The following is a 26,636-nucleotide window of genomic DNA, read 5'->3' on the forward strand; positions in this document are numbered from 1 at the left end:
CTGATCCGAGTCGACCATGCCCGATAACACCCGCCGCGCCCGAGACGAAGCCTTCTGGCAAACCTTCGCCGACCGTTACGACCGCCACCCCGGCCCCGTGAACCTGGAAAACGGCTACTTCGGGCGCATGTCGCGCACCGTGGTCGAGGACTATCAGCGCCACATCGAGCTGATCAACAACAGCAACTCGATCTACGTACGCCAACGCTTTGAACAGCACGACAGCCTCGACATCCGCGCGCAACTGGCCGAACTGATCGGTGTGCGTGCGCAAAGCATCGCCTTCACCCAGAACGCCACCGCCGGCCTGCAGTCGCTGATCCGCAACTACAACCGTCTCGAACCTGGCGATCAGGTGCTGATCTGCGATCTGGAATACGACACGGTCAAGGGCGCCATGCGTTGGCTGGCCCACCATCGCGGGGTCGAGGTGATCGAGATCGAGCACGCGCACCCGGCCAGCTTCGACAGCCTGCTGGCGACCTACCGCGAAGCCTTCACTCGCTATCCGAAGCTCAAGCTGATGGCGCTGACCCACGTCACCCACCGCACCGGACTGGTGATGCCGGTGCAGGCCATCGCCTCGCTGGCCAAGGAGCATGGCGTCGATATCATCCTCGATGGCGCCCATGCCCTCGGCCAGATCGAGTTCGATCTGGAAGCGCTGGGCATCGCCTTCGCCGGGTACAACCTGCACAAATGGATCGGCTCGCCGCTGACCCTGGGCTTTCTGTATATCGCCCCGCAACGCTTGGCCGACATCGACCCGGACATGGGCGAGATGCATTTCCCGCTCAACGACATCCGCTCGCGCACACCCCACAGCACGCCGAACATTCCGGCGCTGATGACCCTGCCGCTGGTGTTCGAGGAACACCGCTCACTCGGTGGCGCGGCGGCCAAGGGTGCACGGGTCAATTACCTGCGCAACCTGTGGGTCAGCGCCGTGCGCAATCTGCCGGGCATCGAAGTCACGACCCCGGACGATCCGCGTCTGTATTGCGGCATCACCTCGATGCGTTTTACCCGGCATGCCGACCAGCAGGCGATGGTCGAACGCCTGCTCAACGACTACAACCTGTTCACCGTCGTGCGCAACGGCGCAGCCTGCGGGCCATGCATCCGTATCACGCCGTCGTTGACCACGACGGCGGCGGAGATCCAGTCGCTGGTTCTGGCGCTGAATGAACTGCGTTAAACCGTGTACTTGTCGAAGTCCTCGGGCTTGATCTGCGACGACACCGCAAAGGTGTCGATGCCGATCGTGAGGTGGCCGAAGTAACCGTCCTCGTGGGAGTCGCGGCCGATCGGCCACACGGTCAGGGTCGAGTCTTCCCCACCCATGTTGGCGTAATAGACATCGTTGGCATTGCACACAGGCTCCGAGCCGCGCCCGCGATACGCCTTGGCGTTGAGCACGCCGCGAGAAACCACCTCGGGGAAGTACAGCTGTCCGACCCAGGCCACATTGCGCTCGTCCAGGTATTCGTTGCCGGCGACGATGCGCACCGCCACGTGAATGTGCAGGGCACGTCCGGCATAAAACCCCGGATAGATCGTGGTGAAGCGCACCCTGCCCTTGTGATCGCTGAACTGACCGCCGCGCAGGTAGGTGTCGTCGTCGGTTCGCGGGATTGAACCGATGTCTTCGACATCGACTTCCTGGTCCGGGTTGACCCGACTCCAGCCGGAATAGGCGCCCCGTGCGTTGCAGTGCCAGATATCCACCAGTGCCCCGCTGACCGGTTCGGCGGTCATCGCATCGACGATGGTCAGGCGCAGCAGCAAGGGCAGGCCCTCGGCGCCTTCACTGATGTTGCGACGCAGCAGTTTGGGATTGCGAAAATACGGCCCGGCGACTTGCTCGGGGGCCAGTTGATAAACCGATGGCGCTGAAGGCTGGTTATCCATGACGCGTTCTCTCTTCCATAAGATGAACGCAGGTTAGCGCCACACACCAAGCCAGGTGCGGTAACTATGTATCTCCAGATAACGTATCTCGAGATAACGAAGGTTTTTTGCGGGCAAAAAAAAACGGTGCACCGACCAAGCGCACCGTTAAAGCCGTAGAACACACAACGAAGTGTCAGGAAAAAACTATTTCAGAAACATCAGTCCAGCAGTGCCAGAGCCTCAGCGGTGCATTCCTGAATGCGCGCCCAGTCGCCGTTCTTGATCCACTCAGGATCCAGCATCCAGCTACCACCCACGCACATGACGTTTTTCAGCGCCATGTAGCTCTTGATGTTGGCCGGGCCGACGCCGCCAGTCGGGCAGAATTTCACTTCGCCGAACGGGCCGCCGAGGGCCTTGATGGCTGCGACGCCGCCGCTGACTTCAGCCGGGAACAGCTTGAAGCGGCGATAACCCAGGCCATAGCCTTCCATGATGCCGGAAGCGTTGCTGATGCCCGGCAGCAGCGGGATCGGGCTTTCGACGCTGGCTTCCAGCAGGTCACGGGTGATGCCCGGGGTGACGATGAATTGCGAACCGGCCGCTTCGGCCGCGGCCAGCATGTTGCGGTCGAGCACGGTGCCGGCACCGGTCACCAGCTCCGGGCGCTGTTCGCGCAGGATCTGGATCGCCTTGAGGCCGAACTGCGAACGCAGGGTCACTTCCAGCGCGGTCAGACCACCGGCGGCCAGGGCGTCGGCCAGCGGCAACACGTCCTGTTCACGGGCGATGGTGATCACCGGCAGGATCCGCGCCTTGGCGCAGAGGCTGTCGATCAGGGCAACTTTGTCCGCCATGGAAACGGTCGGGGATGGGGTTGTCATAGCGGCTGTTCCTTGGCTCATGGGCACCAGTAAATCTCTAACGTAGGTTGCAGAAACGCGCGAACCGGCATGGCGGCGACGTCGTTGGATGCCAGTGCGGCATTCAGGGTGGTCAGTTTCGACTGACCGGAAATCGACAGAATCTTGTGCCGCGCCGAGGCCAGCAGCGCCCGGCTCATGGTCAGGCGTTGACGCGGCACGCTTGGCGCCAGCATCGGCCAGCAGCGACGGGTGCCATCGGCTTGCAGGGCTTCAGTCAGGTTCGGGCTGTCCGGGAACAACGACGCGGTGTGACCGTCATCGCCCATGCCCAACACCAGCACGTCGATGGGCGGCAACTCGGCGAGCAACCGATCGGCCTGCTCCGCAGCCTGCTCGACGTTGGCCGCCGCGCTGTAAAGGCTGAGGAACTGCGCCTTGGCCGCCGGGCCCTTGAGCAGATACTGCTTGAGCAGGCCGGCATTGCTGTCGGCGTGTTCGACCGGCACCCAGCGCTCGTCGGCCAGGGTCACGACGACCTTCGACCAGTCCAGCGCCTGCTTGGCCAGGTGCTGGAAAAACGCCACGGGGCTGCGACCGCCGGACACCACCAGCACAGCGTTGCCGCGCGCTGCCAATGCATCGCTCAACTGCTTGGCGACATTCAGCGCCAGGCCTTCGGCGAGCAACACCGGGCTCTTGAATTCGTGGGCATTTACGCCCGCGGGCAGTTTCACATCAGATATCGCCATACCACGACCTCCCGTCCCGCGTGATCAATGCAATGGAGCTCATCGGCCCCCACGACCCGGCCGCATACGGCTTGGGCGCGTCACCGGACTTTTTCCACCCGGCGATCAACTGGTCACACCACTTCCACGCGGCTTCGATTTCATCTTTACGGACAAACAGGTTCTGATTGCCGTTCATCACTTCCAGCAACAACCGCTCGTAGGCGTCGGGGATCCGCGCGCTGCGCCAGGTGTCGGAGAAATTCAGTTGCAACGGGCCGCTGCGCAGCTGCATGCCCTTGTCCAGGCCTTGATCCTTGGTCATCACACGCAGGGAAATGCCTTCGTCCGGTTGCAGACGGATGATCAGTTTGTTGCTGATCTGCAGGCGCTGCTCCGGGGCGAAGATGTAGTGCGACGGTTCCTTGAAGTGGATGACGATCTGCGACAGTTTCTGCGGCATGCGCTTGCCGGTGCGCAGGTAGAACGGCACGCCGGCCCAGCGCCAGTTGCGGATATCGGCACGCAGGGCGACGAAGGTTTCGGTGTCGCTCTGAGTGTTGGAATTCGGTTCTTCGAGGTAACCCGGTACGGATTTTCCTTCGCTGTGGCCGGCAATATACTGGCCGCGCACCACTTGAGTGGTCAGGCCTTCCGGGCTGATCGGCGCCAGGGCCTTGAGCACTTTCACTTTTTCGTCACGGATGCTGTCGGCGGACAGGTCGGCCGGCGGGTCCATGGCAATCAGGCAAAGCAGTTGCAGCAGGTGGTTCTGGATCATGTCGCGCAGCTGGCCGGCCTTGTCGAAATAGCCCCAGCGGCCTTCGATGCCGACCTTCTCGGCCACGGTGATTTCCACGTGGGAGATGTAATGCTGGTTCCACTGGGTTTCGAACAGGCTGTTGGCAAACCGCAGGGCGATCAGGTTTTGTACCGTCTCTTTGCCCAGGTAGTGGTCGATGCGGTAGGTGCGGTTCTCCGGGAAGAACTGCGCCACGGCGTCGTTGACCTTGCGCGAGGATTCCAGGTCCGAGCCGATCGGCTTTTCCAGCACCACGCGGGTGTTTTCGGCCAGACCGACTTTCGCCAGGTTCTCGCAGATCGCGCCGTACACCGCCGCCGGGGTGGCGAAGTAGGCAATCATGCGTTGTTTGGTGCCCGCCAGTTCGGCCAGCGCCGCGTAATCTTCAGCCTTCAGGAAGTCGACGTGCAGGTAGGTCAGGCGCGCCAGAAAGCGCTCGGCCACGGCCTCGTCCAGTTCCTTGCCCACGTAGCGGCGCAGTTCGGCAGCAATGAATGCCATGTGCTGCTGTTCAGTGCCTTCTTCACGGGCCAGCGCGATAATACGCGTGTCCTCGTGCAGCAGGCCGGCGCCATCCAGGTGATAAAGGGCAGGAAACAGCTTGCGCAGGGCCAGATCGCCCAAGGCGCCGAACAAGGCGAAGGTGCACGGTTCAACCGTAATCGAAGGCATGATGTTTGTTCTTTTATCAAGTTAAGCTACAAATACCTTTTTTCAAGGCATCACTCAAGGGAAAATGTAGTAATAACCACAACATTTTCGCAAAATACAGATTCCGAGTGGTGGTCGGTCGGAGCCATCAGTAGGATAGGCCACCGTCACGGGCCACATCAAAGGCCCAATTTGCATAGCCGCGCGCTTATCGGCGCCGGTGAATCTAGGAATTCTTATGGACCGCGTGCGAAATTTACTGGAACAAATCCAGAGTCGCCTTGAAGAGCTGAACAAGGCCGAACGCAAAGTCGCCGAAGTGATCCTGCTCAACCCACAGCAGGCCACCCGCTTCAGTATCGCCGCCCTCGCCCAGGCGGCGTCGGTCAGTGAACCGACGGTCAACCGTTTCTGCCGTTCGTTCGGTGTCAGCGGCTACCCTGAACTCAAGCTGCAACTGGCCCAGAGCCTGGCCAGCGGCGCGGCGTATGTCAGCCGTGCAGTAGAGGCCGACGACAATCCTGAAGCCTACACACAGAAAATTTTCGGCAGCGCCATCGCCTCGCTCGACAGCGCCTGCCAGGCGCTGGACCCGAACCTGATCAGCCGCGCCGTCGACCTGTTGATCCAGGCCCGGCAGATCCACTTCTTCGGCCTGGGCGCCTCGGCCCCGGTGGCTTTGGATGCGCAGCACAAGTTCTTCCGTTTCAACCTGGCGGTGACCGCCCACGCCGATGTACTGATGCAACGGATGATTGCGTCGGTGGCGCACACTGGCGAGCTGTTCGTGATCATTTCCTACACCGGGCGCACCCGCGAACTGGTGGAAGTGGCACGCATCGCCCGGGAGAACGGCGCTTCGGTACTGGGCCTGACCGCCGAGAACTCGCCACTGGCCAAGGCCAGCACCCTGAGCCTGAACATTCCGCTGCCGGAAGACACTGACATCTACATGCCGATGACCTCGCGGATCATTCAATTGACGGTGCTGGATGTGCTGGCGACGGGGATGACGTTGCGTCGCGGGGTGGATTTTCAGCCGCATCTGCGCAAGATCAAAGAGAGTTTGAATGCTAGCCGGTATCCGGTGGGTGACGAGTTCAACTAGTTCGTGCTGATCGCTCCCACGCTTGCGCGTGGGAGCGATGACTAAGCAGCAGCCCAAGCCTGCAAACTCAAATGCGCCTTCTCCCCCGGCGCCAGATGCAGGCTGTCGGTGCCCCCCGCCGCCGCTTCAACACAGACAAATTCCGAGATCTCATCCCAGGTCACGCCCAACAATGGCCGCGCCCCCGGATGCCAGACAACCGTGTCCGCGCTGTCACCGGTATCGATGCACAACTCGCGCTGCCAGGCGTGATCCTTGAGCTGCAATTCACCGTCGTGCTGGAACACGCGCTGACAGCCGCCTTCGACCCGTAATTCGCCTTCCTGCTGACAAATCTCACGGTTCAATTGATCGTAACCCTGCGCGCCTTCGAGCCCAGACAGCGCTATCTCACTCACATCGCCAATACGCCAGTAAGCATGCAAAGCCTGGCTCAACTGGCACGGCATGTCGTCCTGATGCTCGGTGCTCAGGCGCAATTCCATGCGCTCACCCAGGTGCGCGTGCAGGTCCACCTGCCAGTCGCACAGCTGCAATTGCCAATGCAAGCGCACGCCGTCATCGCTGGTGCTGCTGTCGAGCAGTTTCCAGTCCAATAGTCGCGCCCAGCCGTGGGACGGCCACGCGTTTTCGCTCGGATGACGGCCATACCACGGCCAGCAAACCGGCACACCGCCACGGATCGCGCCGACATGCGGCCACTTTGCCGCGCACCACAGCCACGGTTTTTGCCCGCGCGGCTGAAAGTGCAGCAACTGCGCGCCCTGACGACTGAACACCGCCTGACACAGCGGATGGTCGATCACCAGCACATCGCGCATCTGATAGCGCTCCCAGGCGAACACCGGTCGTTCGCGCAAGGATTTGAAGAAGCGTTGCAGCGGATGCTCATGCATGGGCCACGGTTCCAGATTCAACTTTCATGGGCTGCGACGCCCCTTTGCAAAAAAAAGCGGACAGCCTGGGCTGTCCGCAAATATGCGCACATAGAGAGGAGCTTATCGCAGACGCGTTAGAACGTAGACTGAATTTTCAGGCCAGCGACCAATGCGTTGTCCACTTGATCCACGCCACCCGGGTGAGTGATGTATTGCAGGTTAGGACGCACGGTCAGCCAGTTGGTGACGTGGAAGCCGTAGTTGATCTCGTAGTTGTATTCGGTCTCGCGAATCGGCGAGAACACCGGATTGTCGTAGTCCGAAACACCGTTGGAGGCGTTCAGCAGCTCGGCGTTTTTCTTCACGTCGTCGTTGACATGGATACGCGCGGCACCGATACCGACGTCATCCTTCGGACGGGCGTCGAACGGGCCTTTGTAGACAAACATCACCGACTGGTAGTTGTCGATGAAGTTGGTGTCCTTGTCGTGGAACGTGGCGTTGGCCGCGATGTTCAGACCACGGGAAGCGTCGCCGTTGTGGCTGGTGAGTTGCTGTTGCGCAACGAACCAGTAGCCGTGCTTGCTGCTGTGGGTGCGGTAGGCGTTACCGGTGGTTGCTGCGTCGTTGCCGTTGATGTCTTCACGGACGTCATTGGCATCAGCCGTGCTCTTGTAGTAACCGACGCGGTATTCGCCCGGCAGGCTGTTGACCTTCGGCGACCAGACCAGCTCGACCGGCAACACGGTACCGGCGGTGCCGCTGCCGCTGAGCTTGAAGCCGTTGCCGTGTTCCAGCTGCGACGGGTTCTGGTTGTACGCGCCGATCTGCGCGTAGAGCTCGTCGTTGATGTTGTACTTCACGCGGATCGCGGCCTGGCTGACGGGCCAGTTGTACCAGATGTTGGTCGCCCAGTTACCCACCTGCGAGCCGCAGAACGCCAGGTTCTGGAATTCGCACGGGAAGGTGTTGAAGTCTTCGCCTTCACCGAAGTAACCGGCCTTGACGTCGAGTTTGTTGTCGAAGAACTGGTGCTGAATCCACAGTTGGGTCAGACGCACCATGTGGCCACGACCGTAGACTTCCTGCGAGGAAGACAGGGTGCCGGCACGCGGATCGCCAACGCGGTCGTTGGAGATGTTCTGACCGTTACGGTTGGTCAGTTGGATCTTGGCCTGAGTGTTGTCCCAGCCCCAGAGTTTTTGCAGGTCCAGTGCCACGCCCAGACCGAACTGGTCGCTGTAGCGGCCGGTCTTGTCATCGTTGTAGCCGCCATGCAGGTTGGCGCCCATTTCCCCAACGTAGTCGGCCTTGATGTCGATGCCTTGCTCGATCAGCTTGGTCCGCTCACCACCCCAGTCGCCCGTCATCCACTTGGAATCGGAGCTGAATGCATCGGCGGCCATGGCATTGCCGGCCAGAACCAATGCGGCCGCAGCTGACATTTGGCAGATCAACCGGGCATTGACGTGTTTCTTTTTCATCCCTACATCCTCGTCTTTATTGTTATTAACTGTTTTTTTCCAACGCGGTTTACATCCCCTGCAGAAATGAGCCTGTTGCAGGCTCATTCCCACATTGATTTCTTACCGACCTTTGAACTGAGCGACGTTGGCGCTGTGCGCTTCAGTCTTCGGCAGACCGGCAACGCCCAGGCGCTCGCCGCTCTTGGCGTCGAACAGCAGCACTTTCGACGGATCGAATTGCAGGGTCAGGGTCTCACCCACCTGCGGCGCCACGTCCGGGGCCAGACGGCAGCAGACCTTGGTGTCGTTGAGGTTGACGAACACCAGGGTGTCCGGACCGGTCGGCTCGGTGACTTGCACTTCAGCCTTGATGCTCGGCAGGCCGTTGCCCTCGCCGTTCGCCAGAACAATCTGCTCCGGACGCAGGCCGAGGATCACTTCGCGGTCTTCGAGACCGGCGTCCTGCATCGCCATCGGCAGCTCGCAACGGGCCTGGCCGCTGTCGAGCAGCGCCACCAGACGACCATCCTTGCGCTGCAGGCGCAGCGGGATGAAGTTCATCGGCGGCGAACCGATGAAGCTCGCCACGAACAGGTTGGCCGGGTCGTTGTAGATCTCTTTCGGCGTACCGAACTGCTGGATGATCCCGTCCTTCATCACCGCCACCTTGTCGCCCAGGGTCATCGCTTCGATCTGGTCGTGGGTCACGTAGACCGTGGTGGTTTTCAGGCGCTGGTGCATCAGTTTCATTTCGGTGCGCATCTCGACGCGCAGCTTGGCGTCGAGGTTGGACAGTGGTTCGTCGAACAGATAGATCTTCGGTCGACGCGCCAGTGCACGGCCCATCGCCACGCGCTGTTGCTGGCCGCCGGAGAGCTGGCCCGGCTTGCGATTGAGCAGGTGCTCGATCTGCAGCAGCTTGGCCACGCGGGCGACTTCTTCGTCGATAGCCGACTGGCTCATCTTGCGGATCTTCAGACCGAACTCGATGTTCTCGCGCACGCTCATGGTCGGGTACAGCGCGTAGGACTGGAACACCATCGCGATGTCGCGGTCTTTCGGGCTCATGCCACTGACGTCCTGGTCACCGATCATGATCGCGCCGCCGGTGATGGTTTCCAGGCCGGCGATGCAGTTCATCAGGGTCGACTTGCCGCAGCCCGAAGGCCCGACAAGGATCAGGAACTCACCGTCCTTGATCGACAGTTCGATGTTCTTCAGGGTGTCCGGCAGGCCGGCACCGTAGGTCTTGTTTACATTGCGAAGTTCGAGCGTAGCCATGATTACCCCTTGACTGCGCCGGCCGTCAGCCCGCGCACGAAATACTTGCCTGCGACCACATAGACCAGCAGGGTCGGCAGCCCGGCGATCATCGCCGCCGCCATGTCCACGTTGTATTCCTTGGCCCCGGTGCTGGTGTTGACCAGGTTGTTCAGCGCCACCGTGATCGGTTGCGAATCACCGCTGGAGAACACCACACCGAACAGGAAGTCGTTCCAGATCTGGGTGAACTGCCAGATCAGGCAGACCATGATGATCGGCGTCGACATCGGCAGGATGATCATGCGGAAGATGGTGAAGAACCCTGCACCGTCCAGGCGTGCCGCCTTGATCAGCGCATCCGGAATGCTCACGTAGTAGTTACGGAAAAACAGCGTGGTGAACGCCAGACCGTAGACCACATGGATGAACACAAGGCCGGTGGTGGTGCTCGCCAGGCCCATCTTGCCGAGGGTGAACGACGCCGGCAGCAGCACGGTCTGGAACGGCAGGAAGCAGCCGAACAGCAACAGGCCGAAGAACAGCTGCGAACCGCGGAAGCGCCAGAACGACAGCACGTAGCCGTTCAACGCACCGATGGCGGTGGAGATGATCACGGCCGGAACGGTGATCTTGATCGAGTTCCAGAAGTAACCGTCAACAGTCGCCCAGGCTTTCACCCAGCCGATGCCGCTGACCACGGTCGGCCAGCTCAGCAGGTTGCCGGTGGAGATGTCTTCCGGGGTCTTGAAACTGGTCAACAGCATGACCACCAGCGGTACCAGATACAGCAGGACAGCGAGGATCAGCACCGCGTAGATCGCGATGCGACTCAGGCTGATGGAAGGTTTGGCAGCGAGACTAGTCATGGCGCTTGGTCCTCAGCTCGGAGTACAGGTAAGGCACGATGATCGCGAGGATCGCACCGAGCATCAGGATTGCACTGGCCGAGCCCATGCCCATCTGCCCACGACTGAACGTGAACGAGTACATGAACATCGCCGGCAGGTCGGAGGAATAACCCGGGCCGCCGGCCGTCATGGCCGCCACCAGGTCGAAGCTCTTGATCGCAATGTGCGCCAGGATCATCACCGCACTGAAGAACACCGGACGCAGGCTTGGCAGCACCACTTTCCAGTAGATGCGCGGCATGCTCGCGCCGTCGATCTGGGCGGCACGGATGATCGACTGATCAACGCCACGCAGACCGGCGAGGAACATCGCCATGATGAAGCCCGAAGCTTGCCAGACCGCCGCGATCACCAGGCAATACACCACGCGATCCGGGTCGATCAGCCAGTCGAGACGGAAGCCTTCCCAGCCCCAGTCCCGCAGCAATTTGTCCAGGCCCATGCCCGGGTTGAGCAGCCATTTCCACGCGGTACCGGTGACGATCATCGAGAGCGCCATCGGGTACAGGTAAATGGTGCGGATGAAGCCTTCGCGACGGATTTTCTGGTCGAGGAAAATCGCCAGTGTCACGCCGATCACCAGGGTGATGCCGATGAACATGCCGCCGAACACGGCCAGGTTCTTGCTCGCCACCCACCAGCGATCGTTGTCGAACAGCCGCGCGTATTGCGCCAGCCCTGCCCACTTGTAGTTCGGCAGGAAGGTCGACGTGGTGAACGACAGGACAAACGTCCAGAGGATATAGCCATAGAAGCCCACCAGAACGATGAACATGCTCGGCGCCAGCACCAGTTTCGGTAGCCAGCGCTGCAATGCGTCGAACGGCGAGGCCTTGCTGAACACAGCAACAGAACTCATGGGAAGATCCAGTAAAGAAGATGAGGGACCGCTGCAAGCTGCCAGCCTCAAGCCGATGCGCGACTTGAAGCTGGCGGCTGCTCTACGCTGGTGTTACTTGGCAGCCTTGATGGCGGTGCCGAGTTTCTTCGCAGCGTCGGCCGGGTCGGCTTTCGGGTCGTTGATGTAGTTGGTCACGACATCAAAGAACGCACCCTGTACGGCCAGCGTGGTCGCCATGTTGTGCGCCATGCTCGGCTGCAGGCCGCCGTTCTTGGCGTCTGCCAGGAAGTCCTTGGCAGCGGTCTGGGCGCAGGAGTCGAAACCGTACTTGCCCATGTCGGCGAGCATGTCGTTGCGCACCGGGATCGAGCCCTTGTTGATGCTGAAGACTTTCTGGAAGTTTTCACCCAGCACGACTTTGGCGATGTCCTGCTGACCGGCCGCGGTGCCCGCGTCCTTCTGCTTGAACACAGCCAGGGAATCGATGTTGTAGGTGAACGCCTTGTCGGTGCCCGGGAAGGCTACGCACTCGTAGTCCTTGCCGGCGACTTTCTTGGCGGCGGTCCATTCGGACTTGGCCCAGTCACCCATGATCTGCATGCCGGCCTTGCCGTTGATGACCTTGGCCGCTTCGAGGTTCCAGTCCTGGCCTTTGCCGTCCTGGTCCATGTAGGTCGCGACTTTCTTCAGCTCGGTCAGGGCCTTGACCATTTCCGGGCCGGTCAGGGTGGCGTTGTCGAGGTCGACCAGGGCTTTCTTGTAGCCATCAACACCCATCACCGACAGCACGACCGCTTCGAACACGGTGCTGTCCTGCCAAGGCTGGCCACCGTGGGCCAGCGGGATGAAACCCGCAGCCTTGAGCTTGTCACCGGCGGCGTAGAATTCTGCGAGGGTAGTCGGGGCTTTTTCGATACCGGCTTTCTTGAAGACTTCCGGGTTGATCCACAGCCAGTTCACGCGGTGAATGTTCACCGGCACGGCCACGTAATCACCTTCGAACTTCACGGTGTCGGAGACTTTCTTGTCGAGCAGGCTGTCCCACTTCTCGGACTTGGAAACGTCCTTCAGGACATCAGTGTCGAGCAGACCGGTGGACGCCCACTCCTGGATATCCGGGCCTTTGATCTGGGCCACGCCCGGCGGGTTGCCAGCGACGGCACGGCTTTTCAGCACGGTCATGGCAGTCGCACCGCCACCACCGGCGACAGCGCCGTCTTTCCAGGTGAAACCGTCTTTTTCCACTTGTGCCTTGAGCACATCGACAGCAGCTTTTTCGCCACCGGACGTCCACCAATGCACGACTTCCACCGAACCTTTGGATTCGGCAGCGGAAACACTCAGGGGCAGCACAGCGAGCGGGAACAGGGAGGCGACAGAAATGACAGTAGCGAGGCGAGAAATCGCATTCATCTGAGATGTACCTTTCTTGTTGTTATGCATGCAAGTCTGGTGCTTGCGCTGCACACGAGTTTAAACAGAGCGTTTCCCTTCGCAGGTAACGAAGGGACGCGCAAATGTCACCGCATGGTTACACAGGAACGGGCCGAGACAACTGTGCCAGCGCAGTCGCCATGCTCGGCGCCAGCGGCAGACGCGGGATCAGTACGGCTTGCCAGGCGTGATACAGATCCGGTTTGCCCGCCCAGATATCGGCACTTGGGTGGTTTTGCGGATCGAGTTCGTGATGCCAGCTGCCATCGCAACGGTCGATGAAATTCGCTTCGCAAAATTCCCAGAACAGTCGGTACCAGGTTTCGTACTGCGCATCGCCGGTACGTTTGAGCAAGGCACTGGCAGCAGCGCTGGCCTCGGCGTGGGTCCAGTGCAGGCGATGGCGCACCACCGCTTTGTTGTCCCAGTCGAGGGTGTAGACGATGCCCGGGGCGCCATCGACGTCCCAGCCGTGAAGGCAGTTGTTCTCGAACAGCTTTTGCGCATCGGTGGCCAGCCAGCCCGGCGTGAGCATCCCGGCCTGGACCCGCGCCGCTTCGAGGTGCAGCAACAGCCGCGCCCACTCGAAACCGTGACCCGGCGTGGTGCCGTACGGGCGGAAACCGTCGGCGGGATTGTCGTGGTTGTATTCGCGCAGCGGCTGCCAGTTTCGGTCGAAATGCTCGATCACCAGATAATCGTTGGCGGCGGCGTGACCATGAATCACCCGCTCGACGATACGCTGCGCACGCACCAGCCAGCGCGGGTCTGCGGTGACATCGGCCAGCGCAAGGAACGCTTCGGTGGCGTGCATGTTGCTGTTGGCGCCGCGATAGGCTTCTTCCTCGCTCCAGTCACGGTTGAAGAATTCGCGCATGGCGCCCTCTTCTTCGCTCCAGAACCAGGTGTCGATGATGTCGATGGCGTCATCCAGCAACGCCTGTGCGCCAGGACGCTGGGCGACCACAGCGGAACTGGCCGCGAGGGCCACAAAAGCATGCAGATAGGCGTTCTTGCCGGTGTTGCCATCACGGTGTTCGGCAACCGCAAACCAGCCGCCATGCAGCGCATCGCGCAACGGGCCGCGCAACGCCTGAATGCCGTGATCGACCAGCTCGGCAAACCCCGGCAGGCCCTGAATATGGGCCATGGCGAAGCTGTGGGTCATGCGGGCGGTGTTCATGGTTTCGGCTTGCGCACCGGCCTGAAGCTGGCCGCGCTCATCGAGATTGCCGAAGCCTTCGGGCAGTCGCGAAGCCTTGGCAAATGCCAGCAGGCGCAGGCCTTCGTCGGCGAGCCATTGCTGGTGGGCAGGGGCGTTCAGCCAACTGCTGAAGCCCGGATTGAAGTGATCCATGGAAGGCCTTTTTTGTTGTTATGACTGCGGGCAGTCTAAACAACGGGCCGGGGTGGGCTTGTAACGAAGGGGACGGGTTTTGTCACCGACCGGTGACATTCAGATCAATCCGCCGAACGCGGCAATTGCAGGGTCACGCGCAATCCACCCTCACGCAAATTCTGCAACGTCACTTCACCGCCATGGCTATGAGCAATGTTGCGGGCGATCCCCAATCCAAGCCCATACCCCTGCTGCTGCCCCGCCAGCCGGAAGTGCGGTTCGAACACCTGCTCCAGCCGCTGCTCCGGCACGCCCGGGCCTTCGTCGTCGACATGCAGCACGAACGCACTCTCGTCGTCATCGATATGCAGATGCGCGTTCTGCCCGTACTTCAGCGCATTGTCGATCAAGTTGCCGATGCAGCGCTTGAGCGCCAACGGCTTGCCCGGATACGCCGCCAGCGCCCGCCCCTGCTGGGTGACGCGGCCATTGCCGTTGGGCGCCAGATACGGCTCCACCAGGCAGTCGAGCACATGGTTGAGATCCACCGGCTCGATGTTCTCGTGGATATCGGTGTCTTTCACGCATTGCAGCGCGCCTTTGACCAACAGCTCCAGCTCATCCAGGTCGCGGCCGAACTTGGTTTGCAGCTGTTCGTCTTCCAGCAGTTCGACCCGCAGACGCAGGCGGGTGATCGGCGTGCGCAGGTCATGGGAAATCGCGCTGAACAACTGGCTGCGCTCGGTCAGGTAACGGCTGATGCGCTCGCGCATGGTGTTGAACGCGCGACCCACTTCCACCACTTCGCTACCGCCGCCCTCGGCCACCGGCTCAACGTCGGCGCCCAGCGACAAGTCCCGCGCGGCCCGCGCCAGACGCTTGAGCGGCCGGCTCTGCCAATGCACCAGCAGGCCGATGAACAACAGCAGAAAGCCGCTGGTGAACACGATAAACCACACCTGCTGGGTCGGCAGGCCTTGCTCTTCGAGACTGGTGTAGGGCTCGGGCAGCAGCGAGGCGATGTACAGCCATTCACCCGGCGCCAACTGGATCTGGGTCACCAGCACCGGCGGATTCACCGGTTCCAGGGTCAGCGCGTAATGCGCCCAGGAGCGCGGCAACTCATCGAGTTTCAACCCGGCATTGAAGATCCGCAGGTCATCGGGGCTGACGAAGGTCACCAGAATGTCAGTGTCCTGGCCCAGCGACTGACGCAGCACCTCATCCACCGCCTGAAGCACCGCCGCCTTGCGCGGCGTCACCGGCAACACGTCCATGCCCAGCGGTTTGTCATTCAGCGTCACCACAAAACGCGTGCCGCCCATGCTGCGCAACTGATCGAGCACCAGCGGCCGATAGGCCACCGGCAACGAGCGGAAATAGCTGACGCTGGCGGTCATCGAATGGGCGAGGCTGCGGGCACTGGTGACCAGGCCTTCGAGCTGTGTCGCGCGCAATTGGGACACCCAGATCACACTGGACAAGGTCTGGGCAAATAACACCGCCAACAACGTCAGCAGCAGCATCCGCCCAAGCAGCGAACGGGGCATCGGCACTTTGCGTGCGGTGTTGCGCAGGAACTCAGTGACCATTGCCGGCAACCACGTTGGCTGCCAGTTGGTAGCCGCTGCCACGCACGGTGCGGATCAGCCGTGGCGGTTTTTCGGTGTCGCGCAGACGCTGACGCAAGCGGCTGACGGCCATGTCGACGATGCGATCAAGCGGCATCAGGTCGCGGCCACGGGTGGCGTTGCCGATGGTGTCGCGATCGAGGATTTCCTGGGGGTGATCGAGGAACAGTTTCAACAGGGCGAAGTCGGCACCGGACAGAATCACTTCCTCGCCGTCGGTGTGAAACAGCCGATGGCTGACCATGTCCAGCCGCCACTCATCGAACGCCAGCACTTCACTGCCGCTGCGTTCCTGACCGAACTGGGCGCGGCGCAACAGGGCTTTGATCCGGGCTTGCAGTTCGCGGGGGCTGAAAGGCTTGCCGAGGTAGTCGTCGGCGCCCAGTTCCAGACCGATCACCCGATCGGCCTCGTCGGAACTGGCGGTGAGCATGATGATCGGCACCTGAGCCTGACGCGGATGCTGGCGCACCCAGCGGCACAGGCTGAAGCCGTCTTCATCGGGCAGCATCACATCAAGAATCACCAGATCGCTCGGCGCCTCGTTCAGCGCCTGGCGGAAGCTGGCGCCGTCGGCCGTGGCCCGTACCTGAAAACCCGCGCGGGTCAGGTAGGTTTCCAGCAACTCGCGTATCTCCTGGTCGTCATCGACCAACAAAATCGACTTGTTGACTGAACTCACTTCGAAGGCATCCTTGTTGTTGGAATTGGGCGGATTATGCCTGATGTGCTGATGGTTCCCACGCTCGGCGTGGGAATGATCATTGACCGGATTGTTCGAGCGCGACTCCTGCACCGACGAGACCCGAGTACGGCGCCGTCACCAGCCACACCGGAATCCCCTTGAAGTAATCGCTCATGCAGCCCTTGTCGGCGAAGCTGCGGGCAAAACCGCTTTCGAGGAAGAAATCGGCAAAGCGCGGAATCACGCCGCCAACGATGTACACCCCGCCTCGGCCGCCGGTGGTCAGCACGTTGTTGCCGGCCACGCGACCGAGCCAGCAGCAGAACTGCTCCAGCACTTCCAGGGCAATCGGATCACCTGCGAGGCCCGCCGCTGTGATTGCTTCCGGCGTGTCGAGTTTGGGTTCATGACCATCCACCGCACAGATCGCCCGGTACACCCGAGGCAAACCGCCGCCGCTCAACGCGGTTTCCGCGCTGACGTGGCCGATTTCGTTGTGGATGTGCTGCCACAGTTGCGTTTCACGCGGGCTGCTCAGCGGCAGATCGACGTGGCCGCCCTCCCCCGGCAATGCGGCAAACCGGCCTTCGCCCAGATCGAGCAACGTGCCGACACCCAGACCAGTGCCCGGACCAATCACCACCGCCGGACGCAACGGTTCCGGCGTGCCTTCGCAGACCACGCGGAATTCGCCGGGCTGCAAACGGGTCATGCCCAGCGCCATCGCCGAGAAATCATTGATCAGCAACAACTGCTCGACCTGCAACGCCTGGCAGAACGCCTTGCGGCTCAGGCGCCAGTGGTTGTTGGTGAACTTGAATTCATCGCCGCTCACAGGACCTGCCACCGACAGGCACACCGAACCGATGGCGCCCGGCGCCAGACCGAGCCCGCTCAGGTAGAGGCTGATCGCCTCTTCCGGGCTGGCATGGTCGGCCGTGGCCAGCACCTGCACCGATTCGAGCTGCTGATCTTTCCACAACGCAAACCGCGCGTTGGTGCCTCCGATGTCACCGACCAAAGCCAGTTTCAATTAAGCGTCTCCAGGGCAGAAGTGAAGGCGCTGGCGCCCTGCTCTGCCGAGCTGAAGGCCAAACGCATGAAGCCAAACAGTTCGCGGCCGCTGCCGATGTTGTTGCCCAACAGGCCTTTGGCGGGTTCGCGCGCTGCAAATTCGGCGGCGTCCACCTTGAGTTCCAGGGTGCCTTTGACGCCATCGACGCGGATGATATCGCCCTCTTGCACGCGAGCCAAAGCGCCGCCGACATAAGCTTCGGGGCTGACGTGGATCGCCGCCGGGATTTTCCCCGACGCGCCGGACATGCGTCCGTCCGTCACCAGCGCAACCTTGAAGCCGCGATCCTGCAGCACGCCGAGGAACGGCGTCATCTTGTGCAGTTCCGGCATGCCGTTGGAACGCGGGCCCTGGAAGCGCATCACCGCGACAAAGTCCTTCTCCAGCAAACCGGCCTTGAAGGCGTCGGCCAGATCCTGTTGATCCTGGAACACCATGGCCGGCGCTTCGACGATCTGGTTTTCCAGCGCCACGGCGGACACTTTCATCACGCCACGACCGAGGTTGCCTTCCATCACGCGCAGGCCGCCCTCTGCCGAGAACGCACGGGCCACCGGGCGCAGGATGTTTTCGTCGAGGCTGTCGGTCGGGCCTTCGCGCCACACCAGTTTGCCGTTATCGAGGAACGGCTCCTTGGTGTACTGGCTCAAGCCGTGGCCGAGCACGGTGTTGACGTCTTCGTGCAGCAGGCCGGCTTCGAGCAGCTCGCGGATCAGGAACGACATGCCGCCCGCGGCCTGGAAGTGGTTGATGTCGGCCTTGCCGTTCGGATAGACGTGGCTCAGGGTCGGCACGACTTCGGAGAGGTCGGCCATGTCCTGCCAGGTCAGTTGAATACCTGCCGCCATGGCAATGGCCGGCATGTGCAGGGTGTGGTTGGTCGAGCCGCCGGTGGCGTGCAGCGCGACGATCGAGTTGACCAACGCCTTCTCGTCGACGATTTCGCCGATCGGCATGAAATTGCCGTTCTGTTTGGTCAGGCGCGTGACCTGATGCGCGGCTTCGCGGGTCAGGGCATCACGCAGCGGCGTGTTCGGGTTGACGAAGGACGCGCCCGGCAAGTGCAGGCCCATGACTTCCATCAGCAGCTGGTTGGTGTTGGCGGTGCCGTAGAAGGTGCAGGTGCCCGGGCTGTGATAGGACTTCATTTCCGATTCCAGCAGCTCTTCGCGGGTCGCCTTGCCTTCGGCGTACTTCTGCCGCACGTCGGCTTTTTCCTTGTTGGAAATCCCCGAAACCATCGGCCCGCCCGGTACGAAGATCGTCGGCAGGTGACCGAAACGCAGGGAGCCCATCATCAGACCCGGCACGATCTTGTCGCAGATGCCGAGCATCAGAGCGCCGTCGAACATGTTGTGAGACAGCGCCACCGCCGTCGACATCGCGATCACTTCGCGACTCGGCAGGCTCAGCTCCATGCCCGGTTCGCCCTGGGTCACGCCGTCGCACATGGCAGGCGTGCCGCCGGCGAACTGGCCGACCGAGCCGATTTCGCGCAAGGCGTTCTTGATCTGTTCCGGGAACACTTCGTACGGCTGGTGCGCCGAGAGCATGTCGTTATACGACGAAACAATGGCGATGTTCGCCGAGTTCATCATCCGCAGGCTGTGCTTGTCTTCGCTGCCGCATCCGGCCACGCCGTGGGCGAAGTTGGCGCATTGCAGCTTGCCGCGCATCGGCCCGTCAGTTGCAGCGCCGCGAATCAGCGCAAGGTAAGCCTGGCGTGTGGCGCGGCTGCGGGCGATAAGCCGTTCGGTGACCTCAAGAACGCGGGGATGCATGTGTAGAACTCCAGGCTAACGGATGTGGCGACCTGATTGTCTATGCTGATCAAAAGCCCGTTCGCGTGGGATGACGAGCGGTTTTCTTGATCATTCGGACCAGTTGATTCAGGTCACTCGTTGTAGATAAAACAAAATATTGCCACTAAAAAGGCTTGTTTTCTATTTTTATGCGAATAATCTTGTAATTCCAACAACAAAACGACGGCGGCGCTGTTCAATGACTCTTCGAATCGCAATCAATGGTTTTGGCCGCATCGGCCGTAATGTCCTGCGCGCACTGTATACCCAAGGCTATCGTCAGGATTTGCAGATCGTCGCCATCAACGATCTGGGCGACAGCGCGATGAATGCGCACTTGCTCAAATACGATACCGTTCACGGCACGTTCGATGCTGAAGTTGCGCATGACAACGAGAGTCTGACCGTCAACGGTGACCGCATTTCGGTCAGCGCCATCCGCAACCCTGCCGAACTGCCGTGGGCTGCGGAAAAGATTGATGTGGTATTCGAATGCACCGGTCTGTTCACCGACCGGGCCAAAGCCGCCGCGCATATTACTGCCGGTGCGCGCAAAGTCATCATCTCGGCCCCGGCCAAAGGCGCCGATGCCACCGTTGTTTATGGTGTGAACCACGACATCCTGCGCCAGTCGCACCAGATCATTTCCAACGCATCGTGCACCACCAACTGCCTGGCCCCGGTGGCCCAGGTGCTGCACCGCGAACTGGGCATCGAAAGCGGTCTGATGACCACGATTCACGCCTACACCAACGACCAGAACCTCACCGACGTCTATCACACCGACCCGTACCGCGCCCGTTCCGCCACCCAGAACATGATCCCGAGCAAGACCGGTGCTGCCGAAGCCGTGGGCCTGGTGTTGCCGGAACTGGCAGGCAAGCTGACCGGCATGGCCGTGCGCGTGCCGGTGATCAATGTGTCGCTGGTTGACCTGACCGTGCAGTTGAAGCGCGAAGCCTCGGCCGATGAAGTGAACGCACTGATGAAAGCCGCGAGCCAGCATTCGAAAATCCTCGGCTACAACACCCTGCCGCTGGTATCGAGCGACTTCAACCACAACCCGCTGTCGTCGATCTTCGACGCCAACCACACCAAATCCAGCGGCAAACTGCTGAAAGTGCTGGCCTGGTACGACAACGAGTGGGGCTTCTCCAACCGCATGCTCGATAACTGCCTGGCGCTGTGCAACGCGGAATAAAACCGCTGCCGCCGATTTGAGAGCGGGTAATAGCTTTACCAACCTTTGACAAATCAACACTTGACCACTCGGGCGGATGATAAGCATTATCATTCGCTCGAAATGGATCAGGTCCTCCCGTGAGTCAGTCGCAGTTCAATCACGTTTTCCTCGCCCAGCGCACTTCACTGCTGCGAACGCTGGAACGAATGGTCAACAACCACAGCACCGCCGAAGACCTGTTGCAGGAAACCTACCTGCGCGTCACCCGGGCGCTGAGCGAACGGGCCATCGATCACCTTGAACCCTTTGTCTTCCAGACCGCGCGCAACCTGGCGCTGGACCATTTGCGTGCGCGTAAGATTCATTCACGCACCATGGTCGACGACGTACCGCAGGACGTGGTGCACAGCGTCGCCGCCCCCGCCAGCAGCGCCGAAGACGCCGCCCACGCCGAACAATTGCTGGAGCGCCTGAACGTGAGCCTCGGTGAACTCAGCCCCCGTCAGCAGCAAATCTTCATTCTCAGCCGCCTGCACGGGCACAGCTATCAGGAGATCGCCGAAGAACTCAGCGTGTCCCTCAGCACGGTGCAGAAAGAACTCAAACTGATCATGACCATTTGCATCGGTGTCGCCGAGCGCCTGAACGGCGACTGACCAGGCCTTGTCCGTATTCGACAGGATCGACTGCACTGATCATCGGGCTTTGTTACCCTTGCCCGACTTTTACGCTTCACTAAAAAAACAGCCGTGCACAGACACTGCCGAGGAAACACCGTGACGGACACCCACCGCCCTCCTTCGCCCGACACGGCGCAGGACGCCGCCAACGCAATGGACCAGGCTCTGGACTGGCTCATCGTGCTCGGCAGTCCGGACGAGGAGCAGACCCGGCAGTTTCATGCCTGGCTGGCGGCCGATCCGTTGAACGGCCAGGCGTTCGCCAAGGCCCAGGCGATCTGGGACGGCCCGCAGATCGCCCAGTGCGCGCAGAACCTCGCGGCCCAACCGAAGAAAGTCACCGTCCTCACACGTCTGCGTCCGCACTGGAAACCGCTGGCCACCGCCGCCGTGCTGGTGCTCGGTCTGTTCAGTTTCAGCAACCTGCCGATGCGTTTGCAGGCCGATCACCTGACCGTGGTCGGCGAGCGGCAACGCCTGCAGCTTGAGGACGGTTCGAAAGTCCTGCTCAACACCAATTCCGCCTTCTCCAGCACGATCAACGATCGGCAGCGGGTGGCGCGCCTGTATCAGGGCGAAGCGTTTTTCGAGGTCCCGGCCAACCGTGGTCAGCCGCTGGAAATCGACGCGGGGCCGGTGAAGGCCAGCGTGCGCGACACCGCGTTCGCCGTGCGTTACCTGGACGGTGTGGCGCAGGTTCGGGTGCAGCGCGGCGATGTCGATCTGCGCGCGACCCGTGACGATGCCCGGGTGCGGCTGTCCGCCGGGGAAAGCATCCGCATCGGCCCGAATGGTTTCGACCGCCCGGCCAAGGTCGATGCCGCCACCGATCTGGCGTGGGTGCAGGGTCGGCTGATCTTCGAGAACTGCCCGCTGAACCAGGTGCTGGCCGAACTGCGCCGCTACTACCCGGGCTTCATCATCAACACCAACGAGCAGTTGGCCGACGTCGCCGTCACCGGCAATTACCGTCTCGACCAACCGCTGGACGTAGTTCGTTCGCTCGCTCACATCACCTCGGCCAAGCTTCAGGAATTCCCGGCGCTGGTGATTTTGAACTAAATGAGAATTATTTTTACTCGATAGTTGAAGCTCGTTCGTCTCGTTATAGCCAATGCAATTGATTCGCATCTCGCGATACCAATCAGCACCTATAAAGATTCGTGCGACACGGAGCGCTATCGATGTCCTCACGCCTTACCCGCCAGACTTCTTCCCCTTCCCGCGTGCTGTCGCTGCTGACCGCCGCCATCCTGATGGCCGGCACCGCGCCGCTGATGGCTGCCACCGAGCAACCGGCACGCAACATGGGCGATTACTCGTTCGCCATCGGCCAGCAATCGCTGGTGTCGGCGCTCAATGCCTTCACCGCCGTCACGGGCTGGCAGGTCGGCTTGCCGGCGGAACTGGGTCAAGGCGTGTCGTCGCCGGGCGTGCGCGGTTCGCTGCCACCGGAAAAAGCCCTGGAGCGACTGTTGGTGGGGACCAACCTGAGCTTCCGCAAACTGAGCAACAACAACGTCGTGCTGGAAAAGCGCAACAACAGCGGCGCACTCAACCTCGATCAGGTGACTATCAGCGCCACCCGTCAGGAACAGTCGGTGAGCAGCGTGCCAGCCACCGTCACCGTGCAGACCCGTCAGGACCTGGACCGCAACAACGTCAACACCATCAAGGATCTGGTGCGCTACGAGCCGGGCGTCTCCGTCGGCGGCGCCGGCCAGCGCGGCGGGATCAGCGGCTACAACATTCGCGGCATCGACGGTGACCGCATCCTGACTCAGGTCGACGGTGTCGAAGTACCCGACGGTTTCTTCAACGGCCCGTACGCCAAGACCCAGCGCAACTACGTCGACCCGGAAATCGTCAAACGCGTCGAAATCCTCCGTGGTCCGGCCTCGGTGCTCTACGGCAGCAACGCCATCGGCGGCGCCGTCAGCTACTACACCCTCGACCCGGACGACATCATCAAGCCCGGCAAAGACGTCGGCGCCCGCCTGAAAACCGGCTACAGCTCCGCCGACGACAGCTGGCTGAAATCCGCCACCGTCGCCGGTCGCGCCGACCAATTCGACGGCTTGCTGCACTACAGCCAGCGCGACGGTCATGAAACCGATTCCTACGGCAGCAACAACGGCACCGGTCTTGAGCGCACTGCCGCCAACCCGGAGGACGTGAAAGCCACCAACGTGCTGGCCAAGGTCGGCTGGAACTACAACGAAGGTTCACGCCTGGGCCTGACTTATGAAAAGTACAAGGACGATCGCGATACCGATCAGAAAAGTGCCTACGGCGGCCCGTTCTTCAATGGTGCTCCGACGATCCCCAACAGCATGCTGCCCGGCGGCATGTATCAGTGGCGTACCGGCAACGACACCGTCACCCGCGAGCGTTTCGGCCTGGAGCACAGCTTCGCCCTCGACAGCCTGCTGGCCGATAACGTGAAGTGGAGCCTCAACCACCAGGTCGCCAAGACCGACCAGAGCACCGAAGAGTTCTACTACCCGATGACCCGTAAAGTGCTGCGTACCCGCGACACGATCTACGAGGAAAAACAATGGGTGTTCGATGCGCAACTGGACAAGGCATTCGCCATCGGTGACACCGATCACGTGCTGACCTACGGCACCACGATCAAACAGCAGAAAGTCACCGGTTCGCGCAGCGGCGACGGCAAGTGCCTGGCAGTCGGTCGCGGCTGCACCGCCATCGGCGCCACCAGTACGGCCGACGTGCTGAAAAAGTCCAGCGACTTCCCGGACCCGACCATCAACACCTACAGCCTGTTCGCCCAGGATCAGATCAGCTGGAACAACTGGACCTTCCTGCCAGGCCTGCGCTACGACTACACCCAGCTCAAGCCGCACATCACCCAGGAATTCCTCAACACCGTGGCTGCCGACGGTAAAGGTACGGTCAGCGACGAGAACAAGACTTGGCATAAAGTCTCGCCAAAATTCGGCCTGACCTACGCCCTGACCGAAAACTACACCTGGTACGGTCAGTACGCCGAAGGCTTCCGCACCCCGACCGCGAAAGCGCTGTACGGCCGCTTCGAGAACAGCACCACCGGCTACAACGTGGCACCGAACCCGAACCTGGAACCGGAAAAAAGCAAAAGCTATGAAACCGGTCTGCGCGGCAACTTCGAGCAAGGCTCGTTCGACGTGGCGGTGTTCTATAACAAGTACCGCGACTTCATCAACGAAGACGCCGTCACCCCGGGCTACAGCGAGCTGACCTTCCAGTCCAGCAACATCAAGCACGCCACCATCAAGGGTGCCGAAGTCAAAGGTCGCCTGAACCTGGATTCCTTCGGCGCGCCGCAAGGCCTGTATACCCAGGGTTCGATCTCCTACGCCTACGGACGCAACAACGACAACGGCGAGCCGTTGAACAGCGTCAATCCGCTGACCGGCGTATTCGGTCTGGGTTATGACCAGAACAACTACGGCGGCCTGCTGAGCTGGACCGTGGTGAAGAAAAAGGATCGCGTCGACGACAGCAACTTCAAGTCGCCGGACGGTGTCAGCAGCCAGTTCAAGTCGCCGGGCTTCGGCATTCTCGATCTGGCCGGTTATTACAAGGTCACCGACGACGTCACCGTCAGCGGCGGCATCTACAACCTGACCGACAAGAAGTACTGGTTGTGGGATGACGTGCGCGGTTACGACAGCGTCGGCGAAGCTTCGGTGACACAACCGGCCAACCTTGATCGCCTGACCCAGCCGGGTCGCAACTTCGCGATCAACCTGGTCTGGGATATCTGATCCGGCCGATCTCACGGCGCGTGTGCATTGCCGCGCCGTGAGGTTTTTTTACTGTCCGGCGCTTGCCCGTACGTCTCGTTATCAAGCGCCTCTTCTTTTCAAGGACATCTCATGAGCACCCCGGAAAAAGCCCTGCGTTCGCAACGCCTGAACCAGATCACCCACGAACCGCACAGCAAGCTCGATGCGCTGGTCAAGGCGCACGCGCCGTTCGAGACCCGTGCCAATTTCGCCCGTTTCGTGGTTGCGCAGTACCTGTTCCAGTCGGAACTGGTCTCGCTGTACAACGATGCCGAACTGACCGCCATCGTCCCTGACCTGCCGGCCCGCTGCCGCGCCGAAGCGGCCAAGGCCGACCTCGCCGATCTCGACACCGAAGTGCCTGCCCCGGTCACCGGCGCGGTGAAGAACCCGAGCAAGGCCCGCGCCCTGGGCTGGATCTTCGTGTCCGAAGGTTCCAAGCTCGGCGCTGCGTTCCTGATCAAACGCGCCGTTGCGCTGGAACTGAGCGAAACCTTCGGCGCCCGTCACCTGGGCGAGCCTGAAGGCGGTCGCGCCGAAGGCTGGAAGAGCTTCGTGCGCACCCTCGACTCGCTGCAGTTCAGTGCCGAAGAAGAAGCCGAAGTCGAGCAAGGCGCGATCGACGCGTTCAACCGCTTCACCGTGCTGCTGGAACAGGCTTACGCCACAGAAGCCGAGCTGGCCTGATCCCAAGCCCGACACAAAACCCTGGGGGAGCTGGCCAACCAGCTTCCACATGGGAATGGCACCAGCCTGTAGAATCCCCGTTTCGCCTCACACACCTCGAGCCCATGCCCCAACCCGCCTCCTCCCGACTCGCCCGCCTGCTGTTCGGCCTGCTCGCCTATGTCAGCCTCGGCATCGGCCTGATCGCCATCGTCGTGCCCGGCCTGCCGACCACCGAGTTCATTCTGCTTGCCGCCTGGGCTGCTACCCGCAGTTCGCCGCGCCTGAGCGCCTGGCTGGAAAACCATCGGCTGTTCGGGCCGATCCTGAGCAACTGGCGCAACGGCAAGATCATCGCCCGCAAGGCCAAGGTCAGCGCCACCGTCAGCATGCTGTTGTGCGCGACCCTGATGTTGGTGATGCTCGATCACGGCTGGCCGGTGTATCTGGCGATTGCCGGCATGACCATGGGCAATCTGTGGATCTGGTCTCGACCGGAAGCGTTGCCGAAGATTTCCTGATTTTTCCCTTCTTTTCAGGGCATTTGCCCGCGCAAACGTTTAGCCGTGACCGTTCGTCGGCTTGCACCTCATGCACCCTCGCCCCGCGCCGATGAGCATTGAATGGCGCTGAATGGATTTGGCGAACCGGGCAACTCCGTGCCCCGTAGCCAACCGTTCATTCATTCGCGAGAACATCCCATGTTCGACTCTCTGTCCATTCGCCTGAAAATCGTCCTGCTGTCCGGCCTGTGCCTGCTCGGCGTGGTTGCGCTGATCGTCGGCATCAACCTCTACCAGACCAACCAGAACGACGAACTGGTCAGCGAGTCGAGCAGCAAGATGCTCACCGCCAGCGTGCAGAACCTGTTGCAGGCCAAGGCTGCCGAACAGGCGGTACAGGTGCAGAAGACCTTCGGCGAAAGCCTGCTGGTGATCACCGCACT

General features: G+C 61.3%; 23 protein-coding genes. 8 read left to right on the forward strand and 15 right to left on the reverse strand.

Translation table 11 applies throughout. The annotated features are described in order from the left end of the window. Positions 1-16 precede the first annotated feature (16 nt). The gene (locus tag AC1RME_RS16750; protein WP_096818239.1) at positions 17-1,198 is read left to right on the forward strand and encodes an aminotransferase class V-fold PLP-dependent enzyme; all 1,182 of its coding nucleotides are present in this window, start codon (positions 17-19) and stop codon (positions 1,196-1,198) included. On the opposite strand, the gene AC1RME_RS16755 is transcribed toward AC1RME_RS16750, so the two are convergent. The 4 genes from AC1RME_RS16755 to zwf form a co-directional block, all read right to left on the reverse strand. After that, on the reverse strand, positions 1,195-1,911 hold the full coding sequence (locus tag AC1RME_RS16755) for an intradiol ring-cleavage dioxygenase (RefSeq protein ID WP_096818241.1): 717 nt from the start codon (positions 1,909-1,911) through the stop codon (positions 1,195-1,197). The genes AC1RME_RS16750 and AC1RME_RS16755 overlap by 4 nt on opposite strands. Positions 1,912-2,111: 200 nt before the next feature. Further along, on the reverse strand, positions 2,112-2,777 hold the full coding sequence (locus tag AC1RME_RS16760) for a bifunctional 4-hydroxy-2-oxoglutarate aldolase/2-dehydro-3-deoxy-phosphogluconate aldolase (RefSeq protein ID WP_011335602.1): 666 nt from the start codon (positions 2,775-2,777) through the stop codon (positions 2,112-2,114). Positions 2,778-2,794: 17 nt separating this feature from the next. After that, positions 2,795-3,508: a 6-phosphogluconolactonase gene (gene pgl / locus AC1RME_RS16765; protein WP_096818242.1), complete on the reverse strand. Its 714-nt coding sequence runs from the start codon at positions 3,506-3,508 to the stop codon at positions 2,795-2,797. After that, entirely contained in the window at positions 3,495-4,961 is a 1,467-nt protein-coding gene (gene zwf / locus AC1RME_RS16770; protein WP_085709658.1) for a glucose-6-phosphate dehydrogenase, read from the reverse strand. Before zwf ends, pgl begins: the two co-directional genes overlap by 14 nt. A gap of 226 nt (positions 4,962-5,187) precedes the next feature. On the opposite strand from zwf, the gene AC1RME_RS16775 reads away from it, so the two are divergent. Continuing rightward, positions 5,188-6,048, forward strand: coding sequence for a MurR/RpiR family transcriptional regulator (locus AC1RME_RS16775; protein WP_169842436.1), 861 nt, complete (start codon positions 5,188-5,190; stop codon positions 6,046-6,048). 41 nt (positions 6,049-6,089) lie between these two features. On the opposite strand, the gene AC1RME_RS16780 is transcribed toward AC1RME_RS16775, so the two are convergent. The 11 genes from AC1RME_RS16780 to edd all read right to left on the reverse strand — a co-directional run bounded on the left by AC1RME_RS16780 (position 6,090) and on the right by edd (position 19,349). Further along, on the reverse strand, positions 6,090-6,944 hold the full coding sequence (locus tag AC1RME_RS16780; RefSeq protein ID WP_096818244.1) for a D-hexose-6-phosphate mutarotase: 855 nt from the start codon (positions 6,942-6,944) through the stop codon (positions 6,090-6,092). 116 nt (positions 6,945-7,060) lie between these two features. Further along, complete coding sequence (locus tag AC1RME_RS16785; protein ID WP_102621292.1) at positions 7,061-8,410, reverse strand: carbohydrate porin; 1,350 nt, start codon at positions 8,408-8,410, stop codon at positions 7,061-7,063. A gap of 102 nt (positions 8,411-8,512) precedes the next feature. Continuing rightward, the gene (locus tag AC1RME_RS16790) at positions 8,513-9,673 is read right to left on the reverse strand and encodes an ABC transporter ATP-binding protein (protein ID WP_096818249.1); all 1,161 of its coding nucleotides are present in this window, start codon (positions 9,671-9,673) and stop codon (positions 8,513-8,515) included. Positions 9,674-9,675: 2 nt separating this feature from the next. Next, positions 9,676-10,521, reverse strand: a complete 846-nt coding sequence (locus AC1RME_RS16795) for a carbohydrate ABC transporter permease (protein ID WP_096818250.1) — start codon at positions 10,519-10,521, stop codon at positions 9,676-9,678. Continuing rightward, positions 10,514-11,422 carry a carbohydrate ABC transporter permease gene (locus AC1RME_RS16800; protein WP_085697145.1) on the reverse strand — a complete coding sequence of 303 codons (909 nt, stop codon included), beginning with the start codon at positions 11,420-11,422 and terminating at the stop codon, positions 10,514-10,516. The genes AC1RME_RS16795 and AC1RME_RS16800 overlap by 8 nt, the downstream gene beginning before the upstream one ends. A gap of 93 nt (positions 11,423-11,515) precedes the next feature. After that, entirely contained in the window at positions 11,516-12,817 is a 1,302-nt protein-coding gene (locus AC1RME_RS16805) for an ABC transporter substrate-binding protein (protein WP_096818251.1), read from the reverse strand. 118 nt (positions 12,818-12,935) lie between these two features. Continuing rightward, a complete protein-coding gene (locus AC1RME_RS16810; RefSeq protein ID WP_096818253.1) occupies positions 12,936-14,195 on the reverse strand; it encodes a D-mannose isomerase in 1,260 nt (419 codons plus the stop codon). 104 nt (positions 14,196-14,299) lie between these two features. After that, entirely contained in the window at positions 14,300-15,727 is a 1,428-nt protein-coding gene (locus AC1RME_RS16815) for an ATP-binding protein (RefSeq protein WP_173861378.1), read from the reverse strand. A gap of 31 nt (positions 15,728-15,758) precedes the next feature. Then, positions 15,759-16,490, reverse strand: a complete 732-nt coding sequence (locus tag AC1RME_RS16820) for a response regulator (RefSeq protein ID WP_025112821.1) — start codon at positions 16,488-16,490, stop codon at positions 15,759-15,761. A gap of 79 nt (positions 16,491-16,569) precedes the next feature. Next, positions 16,570-17,526, reverse strand: coding sequence for a glucokinase (locus AC1RME_RS16825; RefSeq protein WP_096818256.1), 957 nt, complete (start codon positions 17,524-17,526; stop codon positions 16,570-16,572). Next, positions 17,523-19,349, reverse strand: coding sequence for a phosphogluconate dehydratase (gene edd / locus AC1RME_RS16830; protein ID WP_085606582.1), 1,827 nt, complete (start codon positions 19,347-19,349; stop codon positions 17,523-17,525). The genes AC1RME_RS16825 and edd overlap by 4 nt, the downstream gene beginning before the upstream one ends. Positions 19,350-19,569: 220 nt before the next feature. Between edd and gap the strand changes: the two genes are divergently transcribed. The 6 genes from gap to AC1RME_RS16860 all read left to right on the forward strand — a co-directional run bounded on the left by gap (position 19,570) and on the right by AC1RME_RS16860 (position 26,211). Continuing rightward, positions 19,570-20,571: a type I glyceraldehyde-3-phosphate dehydrogenase gene (gene gap / locus AC1RME_RS16835; RefSeq protein ID WP_096818258.1), complete on the forward strand. Its 1,002-nt coding sequence runs from the start codon at positions 19,570-19,572 to the stop codon at positions 20,569-20,571. 119 nt (positions 20,572-20,690) lie between these two features. Beyond that, positions 20,691-21,209 (forward strand): RNA polymerase sigma factor, encoded by a 519-nt coding sequence (locus AC1RME_RS16840; RefSeq protein ID WP_085709647.1) that lies wholly within the window; start codon positions 20,691-20,693, stop codon positions 21,207-21,209. A 120-nt stretch (positions 21,210-21,329) separates the two neighbouring features. Beyond that, positions 21,330-22,295 (forward strand): FecR family protein, encoded by a 966-nt coding sequence (locus AC1RME_RS16845; RefSeq protein ID WP_493091562.1) that lies wholly within the window; start codon positions 21,330-21,332, stop codon positions 22,293-22,295. Between the two features lie 122 nt (positions 22,296-22,417). Then, entirely contained in the window at positions 22,418-25,003 is a 2,586-nt protein-coding gene (locus AC1RME_RS16850) for a TonB-dependent receptor (protein ID WP_096818261.1), read from the forward strand. Positions 25,004-25,114: 111 nt separating this feature from the next. After that, positions 25,115-25,711, forward strand: coding sequence for a biliverdin-producing heme oxygenase (locus AC1RME_RS16855; RefSeq protein WP_096818263.1), 597 nt, complete (start codon positions 25,115-25,117; stop codon positions 25,709-25,711). A 104-nt stretch (positions 25,712-25,815) separates the two neighbouring features. Then, positions 25,816-26,211: a YbaN family protein gene (locus tag AC1RME_RS16860; protein WP_096818265.1), complete on the forward strand. Its 396-nt coding sequence runs from the start codon at positions 25,816-25,818 to the stop codon at positions 26,209-26,211. The last annotated feature ends 425 nt before the right edge of the window (positions 26,212-26,636 follow it).

It is taken from the genome of Pseudomonas sp. GW822-FHT03F08, from assembly GCF_058801265.1.

Bases quoted from the DNA above. Each gene is read 5' to 3' on its own strand.
- AC1RME_RS16750 (WP_096818239.1), top strand. From the start codon at position 17: ATGCCCGATAACACCCGCCGCGCCCGAGACGAAGCCTTCTGGCAAACC.
- AC1RME_RS16860 (WP_096818265.1), top strand. From the start codon at position 25,816: ATGCCCCAACCCGCCTCCTCCCGACTCGCCCGCCTGCTGTTCGGCCTG.
- AC1RME_RS16790 (WP_096818249.1), bottom strand. From the start codon at position 9,673: ATGGCTACGCTCGAACTTCGCAATGTAAACAAGACCTACGGTGCCGGC.
- pgl (WP_096818242.1), bottom strand. From the start codon at position 3,508: ATGGCGATATCTGATGTGAAACTGCCCGCGGGCGTAAATGCCCACGAA.
- AC1RME_RS16805 (WP_096818251.1), bottom strand. From the start codon at position 12,817: ATGAATGCGATTTCTCGCCTCGCTACTGTCATTTCTGTCGCCTCCCTG.
- AC1RME_RS16795 (WP_096818250.1), bottom strand. From the start codon at position 10,521: ATGACTAGTCTCGCTGCCAAACCTTCCATCAGCCTGAGTCGCATCGCG.
- AC1RME_RS16855 (WP_096818263.1), top strand. From the start codon at position 25,115: ATGAGCACCCCGGAAAAAGCCCTGCGTTCGCAACGCCTGAACCAGATC.
- AC1RME_RS16800 (WP_085697145.1), bottom strand. From the start codon at position 11,422: ATGAGTTCTGTTGCTGTGTTCAGCAAGGCCTCGCCGTTCGACGCATTG.
- AC1RME_RS16780 (WP_096818244.1), bottom strand. From the start codon at position 6,944: ATGCATGAGCATCCGCTGCAACGCTTCTTCAAATCCTTGCGCGAACGA.
- AC1RME_RS16785 (WP_102621292.1), bottom strand. From the start codon at position 8,410: ATGAAAAAGAAACACGTCAATGCCCGGTTGATCTGCCAAATGTCAGCT.
- AC1RME_RS16810 (WP_096818253.1), bottom strand. From the start codon at position 14,195: ATGGATCACTTCAATCCGGGCTTCAGCAGTTGGCTGAACGCCCCTGCC.
- zwf (WP_085709658.1), bottom strand. From the start codon at position 4,961: ATGCCTTCGATTACGGTTGAACCGTGCACCTTCGCCTTGTTCGGCGCC.
- AC1RME_RS16850 (WP_096818261.1), top strand. From the start codon at position 22,418: ATGTCCTCACGCCTTACCCGCCAGACTTCTTCCCCTTCCCGCGTGCTG.
- AC1RME_RS16755 (WP_096818241.1), bottom strand. From the start codon at position 1,911: ATGGATAACCAGCCTTCAGCGCCATCGGTTTATCAACTGGCCCCCGAG.
- gap (WP_096818258.1), top strand. From the start codon at position 19,570: ATGACTCTTCGAATCGCAATCAATGGTTTTGGCCGCATCGGCCGTAAT.
- edd (WP_085606582.1), bottom strand. From the start codon at position 19,349: ATGCATCCCCGCGTTCTTGAGGTCACCGAACGGCTTATCGCCCGCAGC.
- AC1RME_RS16815 (WP_173861378.1), bottom strand. From the start codon at position 15,727: ATGCCCCGTTCGCTGCTTGGGCGGATGCTGCTGCTGACGTTGTTGGCG.
- AC1RME_RS16760 (WP_011335602.1), bottom strand. From the start codon at position 2,777: ATGACAACCCCATCCCCGACCGTTTCCATGGCGGACAAAGTTGCCCTG.